The sequence below is a fragment of the Mariniluteicoccus endophyticus genome, assembly GCF_054780035.1.
In genome coordinates, this window is sequence record NZ_BAAGXC010000002.1 from 33,265 (window position 1) to 48,979 (window position 15,715).

Here is a 15,715-nt window from a genome sequence, read left to right on the forward strand (position 1 = left end):
AGACGATGGGGCCGATGCGTCTCACCGATCCTGTCCCCGCCGACCCCGACACCCTCTACGAGCACTTCCACGCGTGGTGTGCCGAGCGGGGGATCACGCCGTATGACCACCAGGACGAGGCCGCGATCGAGATCTTCGAGGGCAAGAACCTGATCATGGCCACGCCCACCGGCTCGGGCAAGTCGCTGGTCGCCATCGCCGCCCACTTCGCGACGCTCGCGCGTGACGAGGTGTCGTTCTACACCGCGCCGATCAAGGCCCTGGTGAGCGAGAAGTTCTTCGCGCTGTGCGAGGTGTTCGGCGCCGACAACGTCGGCATGGTCACCGGCGACGGCTCTGTCAACGCCGACGCGCCGATCATCTGCTGCACCGCCGAGATCCTCGCCAACATCGCGCTGCGCGAGGGCGCCGACGCCGACGTCGGCTCGGTCGTCATGGACGAGTTCCACTTCTACTCCGAGCCCGACCGAGGCTGGGCCTGGCAGGTGCCGCTGCTCGAGCTGCCGCAGGCCCAGTTCGTCCTCATGTCGGCGACCCTCGGCGACGTGTCGGAGTTCGTCACCGACCTGACCCGGCGTACGAACCGGGAGACCGCAGTCGTCGCCGACGCCGAGCGCCCCGTGCCGCTCCACTTCGAGTGGTCGATGACGCCGCTGCCCGAGCGGCTCGAGGAGCTCGTCCGCGACGACCGCGCACCCGTCTACGTCGTCCACTTCACCCAGGCGGACGCGCTCGAGCGCGCCCAGTCGCTCCTCACGATGAAGCTGCTCACCAAGGACGAGCAGGAACGCGTCAAGGACGAGATCGGCGCCTTCCAGTTCGGCAACGGCTTCGGCAAGGTCCTGTCCAAGCTCGTCCGCGCCGGCATCGGCGTCCACCACGCCGGCATGCTCCCCAAGTATCGGCGGTTGGTCGAACAGCTCGCCCAGACCGGCCTGCTCAAGATCATCTGCGGCACCGACACCCTCGGCGTCGGCATCAACGTCCCCATCCGCACGGTCATGTTCACCGGCCTGACCAAGTACGACGGCTCCAAGACCCGCAAGCTGCGCTCCCGCGAGTTCCACCAGATCGCCGGCCGAGCCGGGCGCGCGGGATTCGACACCGTCGGCTACGTCGTCGTCCAGGCCCCCGAGCACGTCATCGAGAACGAGCGCGCGCTCGCCCGCATCGGCGACGACCCGAAGAAGAAGAAGAAGTTCCAGCGCCGCAAGCCGCCGGAGGGGTTCGTCGTCTGGACCGAGGAGATGTACGCCAAGCTCATCGCCCAGGAGCCCGAGCAGCTCCACTCGCGCATGCGGGTGACGCACTCGATGATCCTCAACGTCGTGGCCCGCCCCGGCGACCCGTGGGCCGCCATGAAGAAGCTGCTGCAGGACAACCACGATGACTGGCGCTCCCAGCGGCGGCTTTCGCGTCGCGCCATCTCGCTGACCCGCGGGCTGCTCGACTCCGGCGTACTCGTGAAGCTGGCGGAGCCGGACGCCACCGGCCGCACGTGCGCGCTCAGCGACGAGGTCCAGGACGACTTCGCCCTCAACCAGCCGCTGGCCCCGTTCGCGGTCGCCGCGCTCGACCTGCTCGACAAGGAGTCGCCGACGTACGCGCTCGACATCGTCTCGGTGATCGAGGCCGTGCTCGAGGACCCGTTCCAGGTGATGCTGCAGCAGCAGTTCAAGGCGCGCGGCGAAGCGGTCGCGGAGATGAAGGCCGACGGCATCGAGTACGAGGAGCGCATGCAGCTCCTCGAAGAGATCACCTGGCCCAAGCCGCTGGCCGAGGTGCTGGAGTACGCGCTGGGCGTCTTCACCACCACCCACCCATGGGTCGACCCGTCGGCGCTGTCGCCGAAGGCCGTGGTCCGCGACATGTGGGAGCGGGCGATGGACTTCAACCAGTTCATCGCGTACTACGGGCTGACCCGCTCCGAGGGGCTGGTGCTGCGTTACCTGACCGACGCCTACCGGGCGCTGCGCCAGACGGTGCCCGAGAGCTATCGCACCGAGGAGCTCGACGACCTGCTCGAGTGGCTGGGCGAGACGATTCGCCAGACCGACTCGTCGCTGCTCGACGAGTGGGAGGCGCTCACCGACCCCGAGGCCGTCGCGCGCGCCGCCGCCGAGCGCGCCGCAGGCAAGCCGCCCGCCCCGCCCCGGCCGGTCACCGGCAACGAGCGGGCCTTCCGCGCCATGGTGCGCACCGCGATGTTCCGCCGCGTCGAGCTCGCCGCCCGCGACCGCTTCGAGGAGCTCGCGGCGATGGAGGCGTCGGAGTGCGCGAAGACCGACCCGCCACTCGAGGTCGTGATGACCGTCGACCGCTGGGACGACGCGCTCGGCGCCTACTTCGACGACCACGACGAGATCCTCGTCGACGCCGAGGCGCGCGGGCCCGGGCTGTTCATGGTCGACAAGGGCGCGAAGGCGTGGACCGTGCGCCAGATCGTCCACGACCCCGAGGGTGACCACGACTGGCAGATGCTGGCCGAGGTGCCGCTGGAGGCCTCCGACCTGGCAGGGTCGGCGGTCGTCCGGACGCTCGCGTTCGAGCGCCTGGACTGAGCGAGCCGGATCGTCCCCGAGTCGTGGTGACACGCCCAACGTTGAGCGTGTCACGGGGACTTCTGGGCGATCTGTCTCAGCGGCGGGCGGCGAGGAGCTCGGCGGCGATGTCCGAGGCGGGGTCGTCCCCATCGGCGGCCAGCGCACGGAGCACGAGGTCCACCTCCGGGGCGGTCGCGGCGATCACGGCCTCGCGCGCGGGGGTGTCGGCCCCTCGCTGGGCGATGCCGTACTGCGTCGGGTCGGCCAGGCGGACCAGCACCTCGGCCGCGTGCTCACTGGCGGCCGGCGTGCCTCCGCCGAGCGCCTCCACGAGGGCGCAGACCCCGTCGGGCCCGAACTGCAGCAGCGCGCGCGTCAGCCCCAGTCGTCGGTCGGCGTCCCCCTCGCCGAGGTGGGCCAGCAGCACCGGCAGCGACTCGGGCGTCCCGATCCGCCCGAGCGCCCACCACGCCTTGGCGGCGACCACGCGGTCGGGGTCGGCGGCGTGCGGGATGATCGCGGGCACCGTGGCCGGGTCGCCGATCTTGCTCAGCGTGTGCAGGATCCGCTCCCGCTCGTTGAGCGGGTCGTCGAGGGACGCGACGAGCGCTGGCACTGCTGCGGTGCCGCGCGCAACGATCGCCCAGATCAGCGTCTCGCGCACGTAGTCGTCCGGCTCACCGATCATGATCGACACAAGCCGGTCGATCACCGGGGTCGGGTCGGCGGTGCCCAGTGCGATGGCCGCCTCCTGGCGTACGCGGGGGTCGTCGTCGGTGGCGCCGCGCAGCAGCGGCTCGAGATCGGTCATGGCTCCACCGTAGGGGAGCGCCCCAACCCGGGCACGCGCATTTCAGTGGCCCCGGATCGTCCGCGGGGTCGCGTCCTCCGTCCCCGGGGCGACGACCACGAACTGGCCCATCATGCCCGCGTCCTCGTGGCGCAGGATGTGGCAGTGGACCATGTAGGGATGGTGCGGGTCGGTGTGGCGGCCGAACGCCACCGCCAGCCGGGCCCGTGACCGCGGCGGCAGGTGCACGGTGTCCTTCCAGCCCGACTCCTCGGGGGCCGGGGCGTGACCGTCGACCTCCATGATCGAGAACGCGACGCCGTGGACGTGGAAGTTGTGCGCATACACGGTGTTGGTCAGCTCCCACACCTCGACCGCGCCGGCGGGCACGACCTCGTCGATGCGCGACATGTCCATCGAGCGGCCGTTGATCTCGTCGTGCCCCTGGAGCGTGAAGGTGCGTGCGCGGGCGCCCGGCGGTGGGACGATCGCCGCCGCGGTGCCCAGGGCCTGCGGGGGAGCGGGGGACGTGGCGAGCTGCGCGGCGGCGCGTACCTCCAGCACGGTCAGGTCGCCCGCGTCGATCCGTTCCCGGCCGGTTGCGGTGACCAGGCGTACGCGCTCGCCGGGCGAGAACCGGACGACGACCTCCACCCGCTCTCCCGGACCCACCGCGACCCGGGTGACGTCGACCGGGGAGGGCAGCAGCCCGAGGTCGCCCGCGACCACGGCGAAGGGGCGCCCGTCGGCGAAGCCCAGGTGGTAGCGCCGGGCGTTGGATCCGTTCAGCACCCGGAACCGCACATGCTCGGTCGTCACCTCGACCCACGCCCCCGCGACGCCGTTGACGCACACCTCGTCGCCGAGCTGGCCGAAGTTCGGCTCGGTGTCGAACGTCGGCCGTCCGTCGGCGTCGAAGGTGCGGTCCTGGATCACGAGCGGCAGGTCGTCGACGCCGTAGGTCTGCGGCAGGGCGGCGTCGCGGCCGTCGTCGACGAGTAGCAGCCCGGCCAGCCCGCGGTGGACGTGTGCGGCGGTCTTCCCGTGGGTGTGGGGGTGGTACCAGCAGGTGGCGCCCGGCTGTTCGATCGGCAGCTCCGGGCGCCACGTCTCGCCGGGGTCGATGGGCTGGTGCGGGCCGCCGTCGACCGCGGCCGGCACGTGCAGGCCGTGCCAGTGCAGCGTCGTGGTCTCCGGCAGCGTGTTGTGGACGTGGGCGGTGACGGTCTCACCCCGGCGTACGCGGATGCTCGGTCCGAGCACCGGTCCGTTGACGCCCCAGGCCTCGACCGGTTTTCCGGGGACGTACGCGTGCCGGCCGACCTGCAGCGTGAGGTCGATCCGCCCGTCGGTCGGGCGGAGCTCGGGTGGGATCGGGAGCCGCGTCCGTGGTTCCCAGGGGGCGGGGCGTGGCCTGGGGGTCGAGGCACAGGCGACGAGTGGCGCTACCGCCGCTGCGGCGAGGAGGGTGCGGCGGCGCATGTCAGGCCTTCCGGCGCAGCACGACGACGGCGCCCGCGGCGACGAGGCCGACGGCGAACGGGAGCGGGTCGAGGCCGCGTCCCTGGTCGCCGAGGATGCCGGTGACGACGACGCCAGCGACGAGGGCGAGGGCGGCGAGGAGCGCGGTGATCAGGTGGGGATGCATGACCTTCCTTTCGTTTGGTAATCATTCCGAATGGAACGATATCCGCGCGGTATCATTCTGTCGTGGTCGAGAGCGCAGGATCAGGGAACGATCCGGGGACGCCCCCGCTCGGCTGGCTGCTCGCCGGGGCGGGGCAGCGGGCTGCCGCGGGTTTCCGCGACGCGCTGCCCGATGGCGTGCACCCGCGTCAGTACGCCGTGCTCCGGCTCCTGCGCGAGGCCGGGGACGACGGGCTGAGCCAGCGGGCGATCGCCGACCGCACCTCCATCCCGCCCAGCCGGCTCGTGGCCCTGCTCGACGACCTGGAGGAGCGCGGCTGGCTCGAGCGACGCCCGTCCCCGACCGACCGCCGAGTCCACTCCGTCTGCCTCACCGCGGCCGGCCACACCTCCGTACGCGACCTCGATCGCATCGCGCAGGCGTACGAGGCCGAGCTCACCGCGCCGCTGACCGCGGCCGAGCGTCATCGGCTCGCCACGCTGCTGGCGAAGTTCGGCGGGGACCGACTGCAGATCTGGTGATCAGCGGCGGAACCCGCCCTCGGTGCTCAGCACCTGGCCGACCATCCAGCGGCCCTCGTCGGAGACCAGCCAGGCGATGAGGCGCGCCGGGTCGTCCGGCTCGCCGAATCGGCCGGTGGGGCAGTGGGCGAGGATGTCGTCGAGGCGGTCCTCGCGGTCGCTGCTGCCCACGTCGAGGTAGCCGGTGTTGACCGGCCCTGGGTTCACGGTGTTCATGACGATGCCGCGGTCGATGAGCCAGTCGGCGACCGACGGCGTCAACCCGGCCAGCGCGGCCTTCGAGGCGGCGTACGCGATCTCGTCGCGCATGGGGCCGACGACCTGGCCGGACGTCATCCAAATGACCCGGCCGCCGTTGCGGCCGTCGTGCTGGACGGCGAACGCCTTCGTGGCGAGGACGGTCGAGCGTGCGTTGACGGCCCAGTGGGCGTCGAGCATGTCGGCGTCGATGGCCTCGAGGGTGCCGTCGCCGCCGGAGCGGGCGTGGTTGCAGACGAGGATGTCGAGGTGGCCCATGGCCTCGTGGGCCCGGGCGATGAGCTCCTCGCCGGCCCCGGGCGCGGACAGGTCGAGCGACGTGTCGACGACCTTCCGGCCATCGGCGCTGAGCTCGACCCCGTGGAGGACCGACTCGAGGTCGTCCCCGCCCCACGGCTGATCCTCGTCGTGGGGCGCCCAGTGCTGGATGAACACGTCGGCGCCCATCTCCGCGAGGCGCTCGGCGACGGCGTACCCGATACCGCGGCGGCGGCTCACCCCGGTGACGACGGCGGTGCGCCCGATCAGGGGCAGGTTCGGCTGGACCCACACGTGGTCGCAGGAGGTGCACACGTGCGTGGGCATGTCGCGCGTCACCACGCATCCGCCGAGGAAGACGTCGCCGGATTCGGCGGCCCTCATGGCCTCGGCCGTGGGTAGGCCGCGGACGATCAGCACCCCGCTGGCGCGGCGGCACTCGGGGCAGACAACCTTGGGCGGCGGGAACTCGTGGGACATGGCGGACCTCCTTCGTCGCCTCCATGGTGCCGCGCGCGACCGACAATTCGCGGAGGCGGGCCGGTAGGCTCCGGACTGTGAAGGACGAGCTGCCACCGATCCCCGAGCCGCTGCCGCGGCCGGTGATCGATTCCCACTGCCACCTCGACACCGCCCACGAGGTGGCGCGGCACGACCCAGCCGAGGCGATCGCCCAGGCGGCGAGCGTCAACATCACCCGCATCGTCCAGATCGGCTGCGACGTCGAGGGCTCCCGGTGGGCGGTCCACGCCGCGAACCGCTTCGACGAGGTCGTGGCCTCAGTCGCGATCCACCCGAACGACGCCGCCCGCCTCGGCCCCGGCCTGCAGGCGGCCCTCGATGTCGTCGCCGACCTCGCGGCCAACGGGGGAGAGCGCGTACGCGGCGTGGGCGAGACCGGCCTGGACTACTTCCGCACCAAGGACGCCGACGCCCAGCAGGTCCAGAAGGAGTCGTTCGCCTTCCACATCGGGCTCGCTAAGGCGCACGACAAGACCCTGGTCATCCACGACCGCGACGCGCACGCCGACATCCTCGACGTGCTCGACGCCGAGGGCGTCCCCGACCGCATGGTCATGCACTGCTTCTCCGGCGACGCGACGTTCGCGAAGGAGTGCCTCGACCGCGGTGCCTGGCTGAGCTTCCCGGGGCCGGTGACCTACAAGGCGAACAACGAGCTCCGCGAGGCGCTCTCGGTCACGCCCCGGGACAAGCTGCTCACCGAGACCGACGCTCCCTACCTGGTGCCGGTCCCGCACCGTGGCTACCCGAACGCCTCCTACCTGATCCCGCACACCGTCCGGTTCATGGCCGAGCACCGCGGCGACGACCTCGCCGAGCTCTGCGACGCCCTCCACGACAACGCGTTCGCGGCGTTCGGGGGTGCGTGGTGACGGGGGAGGCTGCGGAGCGCGGGGGTTCGAGGGGGTCGTCCCCCTCACCCTTCGAGAGAGTCGTACGCCGGCGCCGCATGGTGAGGCGGTACGCCGACACCCCGGTCCCGCGCGTGACCGTCGACGCGCTGGTCGACCTCGGCGTACGCGCGCCCTCGGCCGGGTTCACGCAGGGCGTGAGCTTCCAGCCGCTGGACGGCGAGGACGTGGCGACGTTCTGGCGGCTCACCGTCGACGACGAGACGCGCTGGCTGGAGAACATGTCCACCGCACCGGTGCTGGTCATGGTCTGGGCCAGCAAGGACGCGTACCTCGACCGCTACACCGAGCCCGACAAGGGCTGGTCCGACCGCGACGAGGCGCGCTGGACCGCGCCCTACTGGTATGTCGACGCCGGCATGGCGGCCGAGAACATCCTGCTCGGCTGCGTCGACCGCGGGCTGGGCGCATGCTTCTTCGGCATCCCGCCGCAGAAGGTCGACGCCGTGCGCGAGGGCTTCGGCGTACCGTCCGATCAGCTCTCGGTCGGCGTGATCAGCCTGGGCCACCCCGATGAGCCGAAGCAGTCCGGGTCGCCGCGCCGCCGCCAGCGCGTGGCGCGCGAGGATCAGGTGCACTGGGGGCAGTGGTGAGCGGCCTTCTGGACCCGAAGGCCGTGCGCGCGTACGCCGGACAGCTCGACCTGCGCCCCACCAAGCAGCGCGGCCAGAACTTCGTGACCGACGCCAACACGGTGCGCCGGATCGTGTCGCTGGCCGATGTGCACCCCGACGACGTCGTGCTCGAGATCGGGCCGGGACTGGGCTCACTCACCCTCGGCCTCCTCGAGGTCGCCCGGCACGTGACCGTGGTCGAGATCGAGGACCGGCTCGCCGAGCAACTCCCGACGACCGTCGCCGAGCGTATGCCCGAGGCGGCCGAGAAGCTGACCGTGATCCACTCCGACGCGCTGCAGGTCGACGAACTGCCGGGGCCCGCCCCGACGACGGTGGTGGCGAACCTGCCCTACAACGTGAGCGTGCCGGTGCTGCTGCACGTGCTGGCGCGGTTCCCGAGCCTGCGTCGCGGGCTGGTCATGGTCCAGCTCGAGGTCGCTGAACGGCTCGTCGCCACGCCCGGCTCGAAGGTCTACGGTGTCCCGTCGGTGAAGCTCGCTTGGTATGCCTCCAGCCGCCGCGTCGGCACCGTGCCGCCGAGTGTGTTCTGGCCCGTCCCCAACGTCGACTCCGGCTTGGTGGAACTGGTGCGCCGCGAGCCGCCGGAGACCACGGCGACGCGTGAGCAGGTGTTCGCCGTCGTCGACGCCGCGTTCGCGCAGCGCCGCAAGATGCTGCGCGCGGCGCTGTCGGGTCTCGCCGGCGGATCGACGTCGGCGAGCACAGCCCTCGAGGCGGCGGGCATCGACCCGACGAGCCGCGGCGAGACTCTGGTGGTCGGGGACTACGCACGGATTGCGGCGGCGTTGGCGGATGCTTCCCCGGGCTGAGCCCCCGATCAGGATGGGACCCGGGTCGGATACGTTGACCGCGTGGCATCACCGATCGCTCCAGAACCGCCGCAGGTACGCGTCCGCGTCCCCGCGAAGATCAACCTGTCCCTGCTGGTGGGACCGGTCGGTGACGACGGATACCACCCGCTGACGACGGTCTTTCAGGCCGTGTCGATGTACGACGACCTCGTCGTCGAGGTCGGGGAGCCGGGAGAATTCGCGCTGACCATGACCGGGGAGGGGGCCGATCTCGTCCCCGTCGACGACACCAACCTCGCGGTGCGCGCGGCGCGGCTGGTCGAAGAACGCTTCGGTGGGGGAGAGCCCCTCGGCGTACGCATGGCGCTGCGTAAGTCGATCCCCGTCGCCGGCGGCATGGCGGGCGGCTCTGCCGACGCGGCCGCGGCGCTGCTGGCGTGCTCCGTCTTGTGGGACCTCGACGCCGAGCACGAGGAACTGCGCGAGCTCGGTGCCGAGCTGGGTGCCGACGTCCCCTTCTCGCTGCTCGGCGGGACGGCCATCGGCACGGGCCGCGGAGACAAGCTGGTGCCGGTGCTGACGCGCGGCAACCACCACTGGGTCATCGCGCTGGCCGACGGAGGGCTGTCGACGCCGCAGGTCTACCGCCGTTTCGACGAGCTCCATCCCGAGGGCTGCGACACGACCATGCCCACCGGGGTCATGGACGCGCTCGCCCACGGAGACTCGGAGGCGCTCGCGCCGCTGCTGCGCAACGACCTCGCGGAGGCGGCGGTCGACCTGATGCCCGACCTTCGGCAGACCCTCGACGCCGGGCTGGAGCTGGGCGCGCTGGGGGCGATGGTCTCCGGCTCGGGGCCGACGTGCGCGTTCCTGTGCCGCAACGAGGACGCCGCGGTCGCGCTGTCGACCGCGCTCGCCGCCGAGGGCGTCGCGAGGGCCGTACGCCGCGTCCACGGCCCGGTGCAGGGCGCCCGGCTGATCAGCTGAAACCTGCGGACAGGATCTGTCCGATTCGTCTGATGGCGTGGTGGACATGGACATCACAAGCATCGAACCGTTCCACATCGACATCCCCAGCGAGGAGGTGCGCGAGCTCCACCGACGCCTGGACGCCACACGCCTGGCCCCCGTCCCCGGCGACGACGGTTTCGCGCGCGGCATCTCCAGGGTCTGGTTGGAGGAGCTGCTCACGGCTTGGCGCGAGCGCGAGTGGGGGCCGCGGCAGGCGGCGATCAACGAGATCCCCCAGCTCATGGCCGAGGTGGACGGCGTACGCCTGCACCTCGCCCATGTCCGCGCGCCCAACCCCACGGGCGTGCCGGTGCTGCTCCTGCACGGCTGGCCGGACTCCTTCCTCCGGTTCCGCCACGTGATCGGCCCCCTCGCCGAGGCCGGACATGACGTGGTCGTGCCCTCGCTGCCCGGCTACGGCTTTTCGGGCCACTCCGCGCAGTCGCCCGCGCGGACGGCCGACCTGCTCGCCGCACTGATGGGCGCCCTGGGACACCAACGGTTCGCCGTCGGCGGTGGCGACATGGGTACGCGAGTGGCGCTGTCGCTCGGCCGAGACCACGCGGACCGGGTCGCCGGCCTGCACCTGACCGATGCGGGGTTCCCGAGCGGTGGCGAGGACGATCTCGATGCCGATGCCAAGGCGTGGGCCCAGGGGGTGCAGGCCTGGTTCATGACCGAGGGCGCGTACGCCCACCTGCAGAGCACCAAGCCGCGTACCGTCGCCCCGGCCCTCACCGACAGCCCTGCAGCGCTGGCCTCCTGGCTGACCTCCTTCGTCGCGACGGGGGCCGTCGACGGGGACGTGGACGCGGCGTTCGGCGGCCGTGACGAGCTTCTCGACAACCTGAGCGTGTACTGGTTCACGGCCACCGGCGGCTCGGCCGCCGACGCGTATGCCACCGGTGGGGCGGAGGTCGGGGAGCGCGTCGAGGTGCCCACCGCCGTCCTCAGCGCCCCGCGCGACGCACCGGCTCCGCGGTCGTGGTGCGACCGCGTCGCACACGTCGTGCGCCACCGGGTGCTCGACGAGGGCGGCCACTTCCTCGCGCTGGAGCGACCCGATGTGTACGCCGCCGACCTCCTGGATTTCCTGTCGGAGGAGTGTGCCATCGTGACTGCATGACTAACAGCCGCCCCGCCCGCGTCGGCGTACAGATCCAGCCGCAGCACGCCGACTACGCCCAGATACGTCGCGCTGTGGCGCAGGCCGAGGAGATCGGTGCCGACGTGGTGTTCAACTGGGACCACTTCTACCCGCTATACGGCGACCCCGACGGGAAACGCTTCGAGTGCTGGACGATGCTCGCCGCGTGGGCCGAGGCGACCGAGCGGGTCGAGATCGGCGCGCTGGTGACGTGCAACTCCTACCGCAACCCCCAGCTGCTGGCCGACATGGCGCGCACCGTCGACCACGTCTCGGCGCGCGAGGGCGGCGAGGGGCGGCTGATCCTGGGCATCGGCTCGGGCTGGTTCGCCAAGGACTACGAGGAGTACGACTACGACTTCGGCACCAAGGTCAGCCGCCTCGACGACCTCGACCGCGACCTGCCGCTCGTCAAGGAGCGCTGGGCGAAGCTCAACCCCGCGCCCACCCGGGCCATCCCCGTGCTCGTGGGTGGGGGCGGCGAGAAGAAGACGCTGCGCATCGTCGCCCAGCAGGCCGACATCTGGCACGGCTTCGGCGACGCCGAGACCATCGCCCACAAGCATGAGGTGCTCGACGGTTGGTGCGCCCGGGTCGGGCGCGACCCGCGGGCCATCGAGCGCTCGGCCGACGTGAGCCCGAAGCCGGGTCGGCACGGGGAGCAGGCCGCCGATCCCGCCGCCAACGCCGAGGGGCTGTACGCCGTGGGCACCCGCCTGTTCACCATCGGGGTGGGCGGCCCGGCGTACGACCTGGCGCCGGTGTGCGACCTGGTGGCGTGGCGGGACGAGAAGAACCGCTGACGGCGGTCAGCCCGCGAGCACGCTGGTCCGTTCCCTCGGGACGCGGCAGGCCCGCGTGGCCGCCCCAAGATTCTCGACATCAAGAGTCTTGGTTACGATGGGGGCATGTCCGACGACGTCGACCGCCTGCTCCGCGACTGGGCGCGGGAGCGCGCCGACCTCGACCTCCGCCCCATGGAGGTCCTGTCGCGGGTCTCGCGCCTGAGCCTGCTGCTCGACCGGGCCCGCCGCGACGCGTTCGCCGCGCACGACCTCGTCGCCTGGGAGTTCGACGTCCTGGCCGCCCTGCGCCGCGCTGGCGACCCCTATGAGCTGACCCCGAAGGCGTTGCTGCGCGAGACGCTGGTGACCTCGGGTACAATGACCAACCGCGTCGACCGCCTCGCCGAGCGTGGGCTCGTCGCACGCTTCCCCGACCCGTCCGACCGGCGCGGTGTCCGCGTACGCCTCGCCCCGCCGGGCCGCGGGGCCGTCGACGGGGCGCTCGAGGCGCTCCTGGCGCGCGAGTCCGAGCTGCTGGCCACCCTCGATGCCGACCAGCGCAGCCAGCTGTCCGCGCTGCTGCGCCGGCTCATGACGAGCTTCTCCGCCTGACGGACGCAGATGACGCGAGGCACCGGGAGGAACCCGGTGCCTCGCGTCGTCGTGGGCGTCAGTGACCTGCCATCGTCCGGTCGCTGGTCGCCCCGGCCGGCTTGGGCGCGGCCTTGAGGATCAGGGTGATGATCGCGCCGGTGAGCATCGCCCCGCCCACGAGCCACAGGCCTAGCTTCTGGTTGCCGGTCAGGTCGGCGACCCAGCCCGTGATGTAGGGGGCGAGGAAGCCCGAGAGGTTGCCGACGGAGTTGACCAGGGCGATGCCCGTGGCCGCGGCCGCGCCGGTGAGGAACGTCGTCGGCAGCGACCAGAACACCGACAGGAACGCCATGATGCAGATGGTGCAGATCGTGACCATCACCATCGCCAGGAACGGGTTGCTCATGTAGAGGGTGATCGGGATGGCGATGCCGCCGAGGATCAGCGGGCCGGCGGTGTGCCACACGCGCTCCTGCTTCTTGTCGGAGCGGCGGCCCCAGTACAGGAGCGCCAGCACACCGAATGCGAACGGGACGGCCGTGATCAGGCCCTGCTCGACGACGGTGAACTTCGTGTTGTACTGCTGAGCGAAGCCCTTGACGATCGTCGGCAGGAAGAACGACAGGGCGTACAGGCCGTAGGTGCCGGCGAAGTAGACCAGCGCCAGCGCCCACACGCGCGGCATCTTCAGAGCCTGGAAATGACCGACCTGGTAGGTCTCCTCCTTGTCGGCGTGCTCCGAGTCCAGCTGGTTCTGCAGCACGTCCTGCTCGGCCTTCGACAACCACTTGGCCGAACGGGGGTTGTCGGTCAGGTAGAACCAGCAGATGAAGCCAAGGATGATCGACGGCACGCCCTCGAGCAGGAACATGGCGCGCCAGCCGGCCAGTCCGAAGATATGGCCGTGCGTGTACTGGATGATCATCGTCGACAGCGTCGCGCCCAGGGCGCTCGACAGCGGGATGGCCGTCATGAACATGGCGGTGAAGCGGGCCCGATCCTTCTGCGGGAACCAGTAGGTCAGGTAGAGGATGATGCCGGGGAAGAAGCCCGCCTCGGCGATGCCGAGGAGGATGCGCAGACCCATGAGCCACGGGACGTTCGGGACCCACGTCATCGCCGTCGCGATGATGCCCCACGAGACCATGATGCGGGCGATCCAGCGCCGCGCACCGAACTTGTGGAGGGCCATGTTGGACGGCACCTCGAGCAGCAGGTAGCCGAGGAAGAACAGGCCGGAGGCCAGTCCGTAGGTGGCCTGGGTGAGCCCGAGCTCCTTGTTCATGCCGTTGGGGCCGGCGAACGCGATGTTGGTGCGGTCGAGGTAGTTGACGAAGTACAGGATGATCAGGAACGGCACGAGCCGCATCGCGACCTTGGAGACCGTGGGCTCGAGGAGCGCCGGTTCGGTCACCTCGTTGTTGACCGAAGAACTCATGGGGGGCCTTTCGCGGATGGGAGGGAAGAGAGGGACGGTCGGTGGTCCGGTCAGGCCGGCAGCGGCGGGTCGAAGCGCCCGTCGACGGCCGTCCAGCCGCCGTCGACGTTGATGGCCGTCCCGGTGACGAACGACGCCGCGTCGGAGGCCAGCCAACACACGGCGCCAGCGAGCTCGCCCGGCTGCGCCCAGCGCTTGAGCGCGGAGGCGTTCGCGTACGCGGCGTACCAGTCAGGTGACTGTTTGATCTGCGCTGTCAGTGGCGTCTCGACCACGCCGGGGCAGATCGCGTTGACTCGCACGCCGGAGGGGCCGAGCTCGGCGGCGGCCGTGGCGACCAGGCGCAGGACGCCCGCCTTGGCCGCGGCGTACGCGGACTGTCCGGGCTCGACGACGTGGGCGCGCATCGACGAGAAGACGGTGATGGAGCCGCGGCCGGCCTCGGCCATACGGCGGCCGAACGACTGGATCGCGAAGAACGGGCCCTTGAGGTTGAGCGCGAGCACGCGGTCGAGCTCGTCGGGTGTGTAGCCGAGGATCGACTTGCGGATGTTCGCGCCGGCCGTGACGACGAGGGCGTCGACGGGGCCGAGCTCGTCGGCCAGGGCCGCGACTGCGGCGGGGTCGGTCAGGTCGAGGCGTACGCCACGCCCGTCGGGCAACAAGGCGGCCACATCGGCCGCAACCTGCTCGTCGATGTCGGCGCAGACGACGCGCGCGCCCTGGTCGGACAGGGCGGTGGCCAGCTCGACTCCGATCCCTCCCACGCCGATGAGCACGACGGTGCGTCCGTCGAGCCGGAACATGTTCTCGTAACCCACCGTGGCCCCCTTGCCTCACGCCCATCGGCGAGATCACCGGATGTGCCGGAAACTGTGCACTCCGCGCGGGGGATGGTCAAGGGTTGGACGAGGTTGTCCGAGTGGTGGACTGGGCTCAGCCGTGCTGGGAGCGGAGCCGCGGGTCGGGCTCGAGATGGCGCAGGCCGTTCCAGGCGAGGTTCACCAGGTGGGCGGCCACGACCTCCTTCTTCGGGCGGCGGTTGTCGAGCCACCACTGACCCGTGAGCCCGACCATGCCGACGAGCATCTGGGCATACAGCGGAGCGGCCTTCGGGTCCAGACGGCGCGCCTTGAACTCGGCGACCAGGATGTCCTCGACCTGCGAGGCCACGTCGCTGAGGATCGAGGCGAACGAACCTCCGGCGGTGCCGACGTTGGAGTCGCGCACGAGGATGCGGAAGCCGGCGGTGCGGTTCTCGACGTAGTCGAGCAGCGCGATCGTCGCATGCTCGATCAGCTGGTGGGGTGAGGCGTCCTCGATCAGCAGCGACGACCGGACCGAGTCGAGCAGCGCACGGACCTCGCGGTCGACCACCACCGCGTACAGGCCCTCCTTGCCGCCGAAGTGCTCGTAGACGATCGGCTTGGACACCTCGGCGCGGGCCGCGATCTCCTCGATGGACGTGCCTTCGAGGCCCTTGTCGGCGAACAGCGTGCGGGCGATCTCGATCAGCTGCTCCCGCCGCTCCTGGCCCGTCATGCGTACGCGACGGCCGCGCCCCTGTCTGGACTCACTCACCGCCTCAGTGTTCCACAGGGGCCCACCGACTCGGCTAGTCTGGTTCAAGCCCCGGGCTCACCGGCCCGGGCGATCCCCGGTTGGTCTGTCGGCAGGGCCCGCCTGACTTTGAATCAGGATTTAGCGACGTGCGTTCGACTCGCACCCGGGGAGCTCGTTGTTCCGCTCACGCGCGCGCCGGGGTCCGGCGTCTTCCTCGCAGTCGTCGAGCCCCGCGGCGGCCCTCCCTCTTCTCGGGTGGGTCACCGCGATGCTCCTCCTTGGTGCTCGTCCTGA

Annotated in this window: 16 protein-coding genes and 1 tRNA gene; 10 read left to right on the forward strand and 7 right to left on the reverse strand. The window is 71.1% G+C overall.

Going from position 1 to position 15,715, the window contains the following annotated elements:
- Positions 1-14 precede the first annotated feature (14 nt).
- Entirely contained in the window at positions 15-2,561 is a 2,547-nt protein-coding gene (locus ACYVGD_RS01240) for a DEAD/DEAH box helicase (protein WP_460741151.1), read from the forward strand.
- Between the two features lie 76 nt (positions 2,562-2,637).
- On the opposite strand, the gene ACYVGD_RS01245 is transcribed toward ACYVGD_RS01240, so the two are convergent.
- From ACYVGD_RS01245 to ACYVGD_RS01255, 3 genes are read right to left on the reverse strand one after another with little or no spacing between them, the layout of a single operon-like run.
- Entirely contained in the window at positions 2,638-3,354 is a 717-nt protein-coding gene (locus ACYVGD_RS01245; protein WP_460741152.1) for a HEAT repeat domain-containing protein, read from the reverse strand.
- Between the two features lie 42 nt (positions 3,355-3,396).
- A complete protein-coding gene (locus ACYVGD_RS01250) occupies positions 3,397-4,815 on the reverse strand; it encodes a multicopper oxidase family protein (protein ID WP_460741153.1) in 1,419 nt (472 codons plus the stop codon).
- A gap of 1 nt (position 4,816) precedes the next feature.
- Entirely contained in the window at positions 4,817-4,981 is a 165-nt protein-coding gene (locus ACYVGD_RS01255) for a hypothetical protein (RefSeq protein WP_460741154.1), read from the reverse strand.
- A gap of 62 nt (positions 4,982-5,043) precedes the next feature.
- Between ACYVGD_RS01255 and ACYVGD_RS01260 the strand changes: the two genes are divergently transcribed.
- Positions 5,044-5,502 (forward strand): MarR family winged helix-turn-helix transcriptional regulator, encoded by a 459-nt coding sequence (locus ACYVGD_RS01260; protein ID WP_460741155.1) that lies wholly within the window; start codon positions 5,044-5,046, stop codon positions 5,500-5,502.
- On the opposite strand, the gene ACYVGD_RS01265 is transcribed toward ACYVGD_RS01260, so the two are convergent.
- Positions 5,503-6,498 carry an SDR family oxidoreductase gene (locus ACYVGD_RS01265; RefSeq protein WP_460741156.1) on the reverse strand — a complete coding sequence of 332 codons (996 nt, stop codon included), beginning with the start codon at positions 6,496-6,498 and terminating at the stop codon, positions 5,503-5,505.
- A gap of 77 nt (positions 6,499-6,575) precedes the next feature.
- Between ACYVGD_RS01265 and ACYVGD_RS01270 the strand changes: the two genes are divergently transcribed.
- From ACYVGD_RS01270 to ACYVGD_RS01300, 7 genes are all read left to right on the forward strand, one after another.
- Positions 6,576-7,412, forward strand: a complete 837-nt coding sequence (locus ACYVGD_RS01270) for a TatD family hydrolase (RefSeq protein WP_460741157.1) — start codon at positions 6,576-6,578, stop codon at positions 7,410-7,412.
- Positions 7,409-8,044 (forward strand): nitroreductase family protein, encoded by a 636-nt coding sequence (locus ACYVGD_RS01275; protein WP_460741158.1) that lies wholly within the window; start codon positions 7,409-7,411, stop codon positions 8,042-8,044. Before ACYVGD_RS01270 ends, ACYVGD_RS01275 begins: the two co-directional genes overlap by 4 nt.
- Positions 8,041-8,898, forward strand: coding sequence for a 16S rRNA (adenine(1518)-N(6)/adenine(1519)-N(6))-dimethyltransferase RsmA (gene rsmA, locus ACYVGD_RS01280; RefSeq protein ID WP_460741159.1), 858 nt, complete (start codon positions 8,041-8,043; stop codon positions 8,896-8,898). The genes ACYVGD_RS01275 and rsmA overlap by 4 nt, the downstream gene beginning before the upstream one ends.
- 42 nt (positions 8,899-8,940) lie before the next feature.
- On the forward strand, positions 8,941-9,870 hold the full coding sequence (locus ACYVGD_RS01285) for a 4-(cytidine 5'-diphospho)-2-C-methyl-D-erythritol kinase (protein ID WP_460741160.1): 930 nt from the start codon (positions 8,941-8,943) through the stop codon (positions 9,868-9,870).
- A gap of 46 nt (positions 9,871-9,916) precedes the next feature.
- Complete coding sequence (locus ACYVGD_RS01290; RefSeq protein ID WP_460741161.1) at positions 9,917-11,020, forward strand: epoxide hydrolase family protein; 1,104 nt, start codon at positions 9,917-9,919, stop codon at positions 11,018-11,020.
- A complete protein-coding gene (locus tag ACYVGD_RS01295) occupies positions 11,017-11,844 on the forward strand; it encodes an LLM class F420-dependent oxidoreductase (protein ID WP_460741162.1) in 828 nt (275 codons plus the stop codon). The genes ACYVGD_RS01290 and ACYVGD_RS01295 overlap by 4 nt, the downstream gene beginning before the upstream one ends.
- A 105-nt stretch (positions 11,845-11,949) precedes the next feature.
- Positions 11,950-12,438, forward strand: a complete 489-nt coding sequence (locus tag ACYVGD_RS01300) for a MarR family winged helix-turn-helix transcriptional regulator (protein ID WP_460741163.1) — start codon at positions 11,950-11,952, stop codon at positions 12,436-12,438.
- 58 nt (positions 12,439-12,496) lie between these two features.
- Here ACYVGD_RS01300 and ACYVGD_RS01305 read toward each other — a convergent pair whose 3' ends face one another.
- The 3 genes from ACYVGD_RS01305 to ACYVGD_RS01315 all read right to left on the reverse strand — a co-directional run bounded on the left by ACYVGD_RS01305 (position 12,497) and on the right by ACYVGD_RS01315 (position 15,400).
- A complete protein-coding gene (locus ACYVGD_RS01305; protein WP_460741164.1) occupies positions 12,497-13,858 on the reverse strand; it encodes an MFS transporter in 1,362 nt (453 codons plus the stop codon).
- Between the two features lie 50 nt (positions 13,859-13,908).
- The gene (locus ACYVGD_RS01310; protein ID WP_460741165.1) at positions 13,909-14,679 is read right to left on the reverse strand and encodes an SDR family NAD(P)-dependent oxidoreductase; all 771 of its coding nucleotides are present in this window, start codon (positions 14,677-14,679) and stop codon (positions 13,909-13,911) included.
- Positions 14,680-14,794: 115 nt separating this feature from the next.
- The gene (locus ACYVGD_RS01315) at positions 14,795-15,400 is read right to left on the reverse strand and encodes a TetR/AcrR family transcriptional regulator (protein WP_460741214.1); all 606 of its coding nucleotides are present in this window, start codon (positions 15,398-15,400) and stop codon (positions 14,795-14,797) included.
- 112 nt (positions 15,401-15,512) lie between these two features.
- Here ACYVGD_RS01315 and ACYVGD_RS01320 point away from each other — a divergent pair.
- Positions 15,513-15,592, forward strand: a tRNA-Gln gene (locus tag ACYVGD_RS01320).
- Positions 15,593-15,715 lie beyond the last annotated feature (123 nt).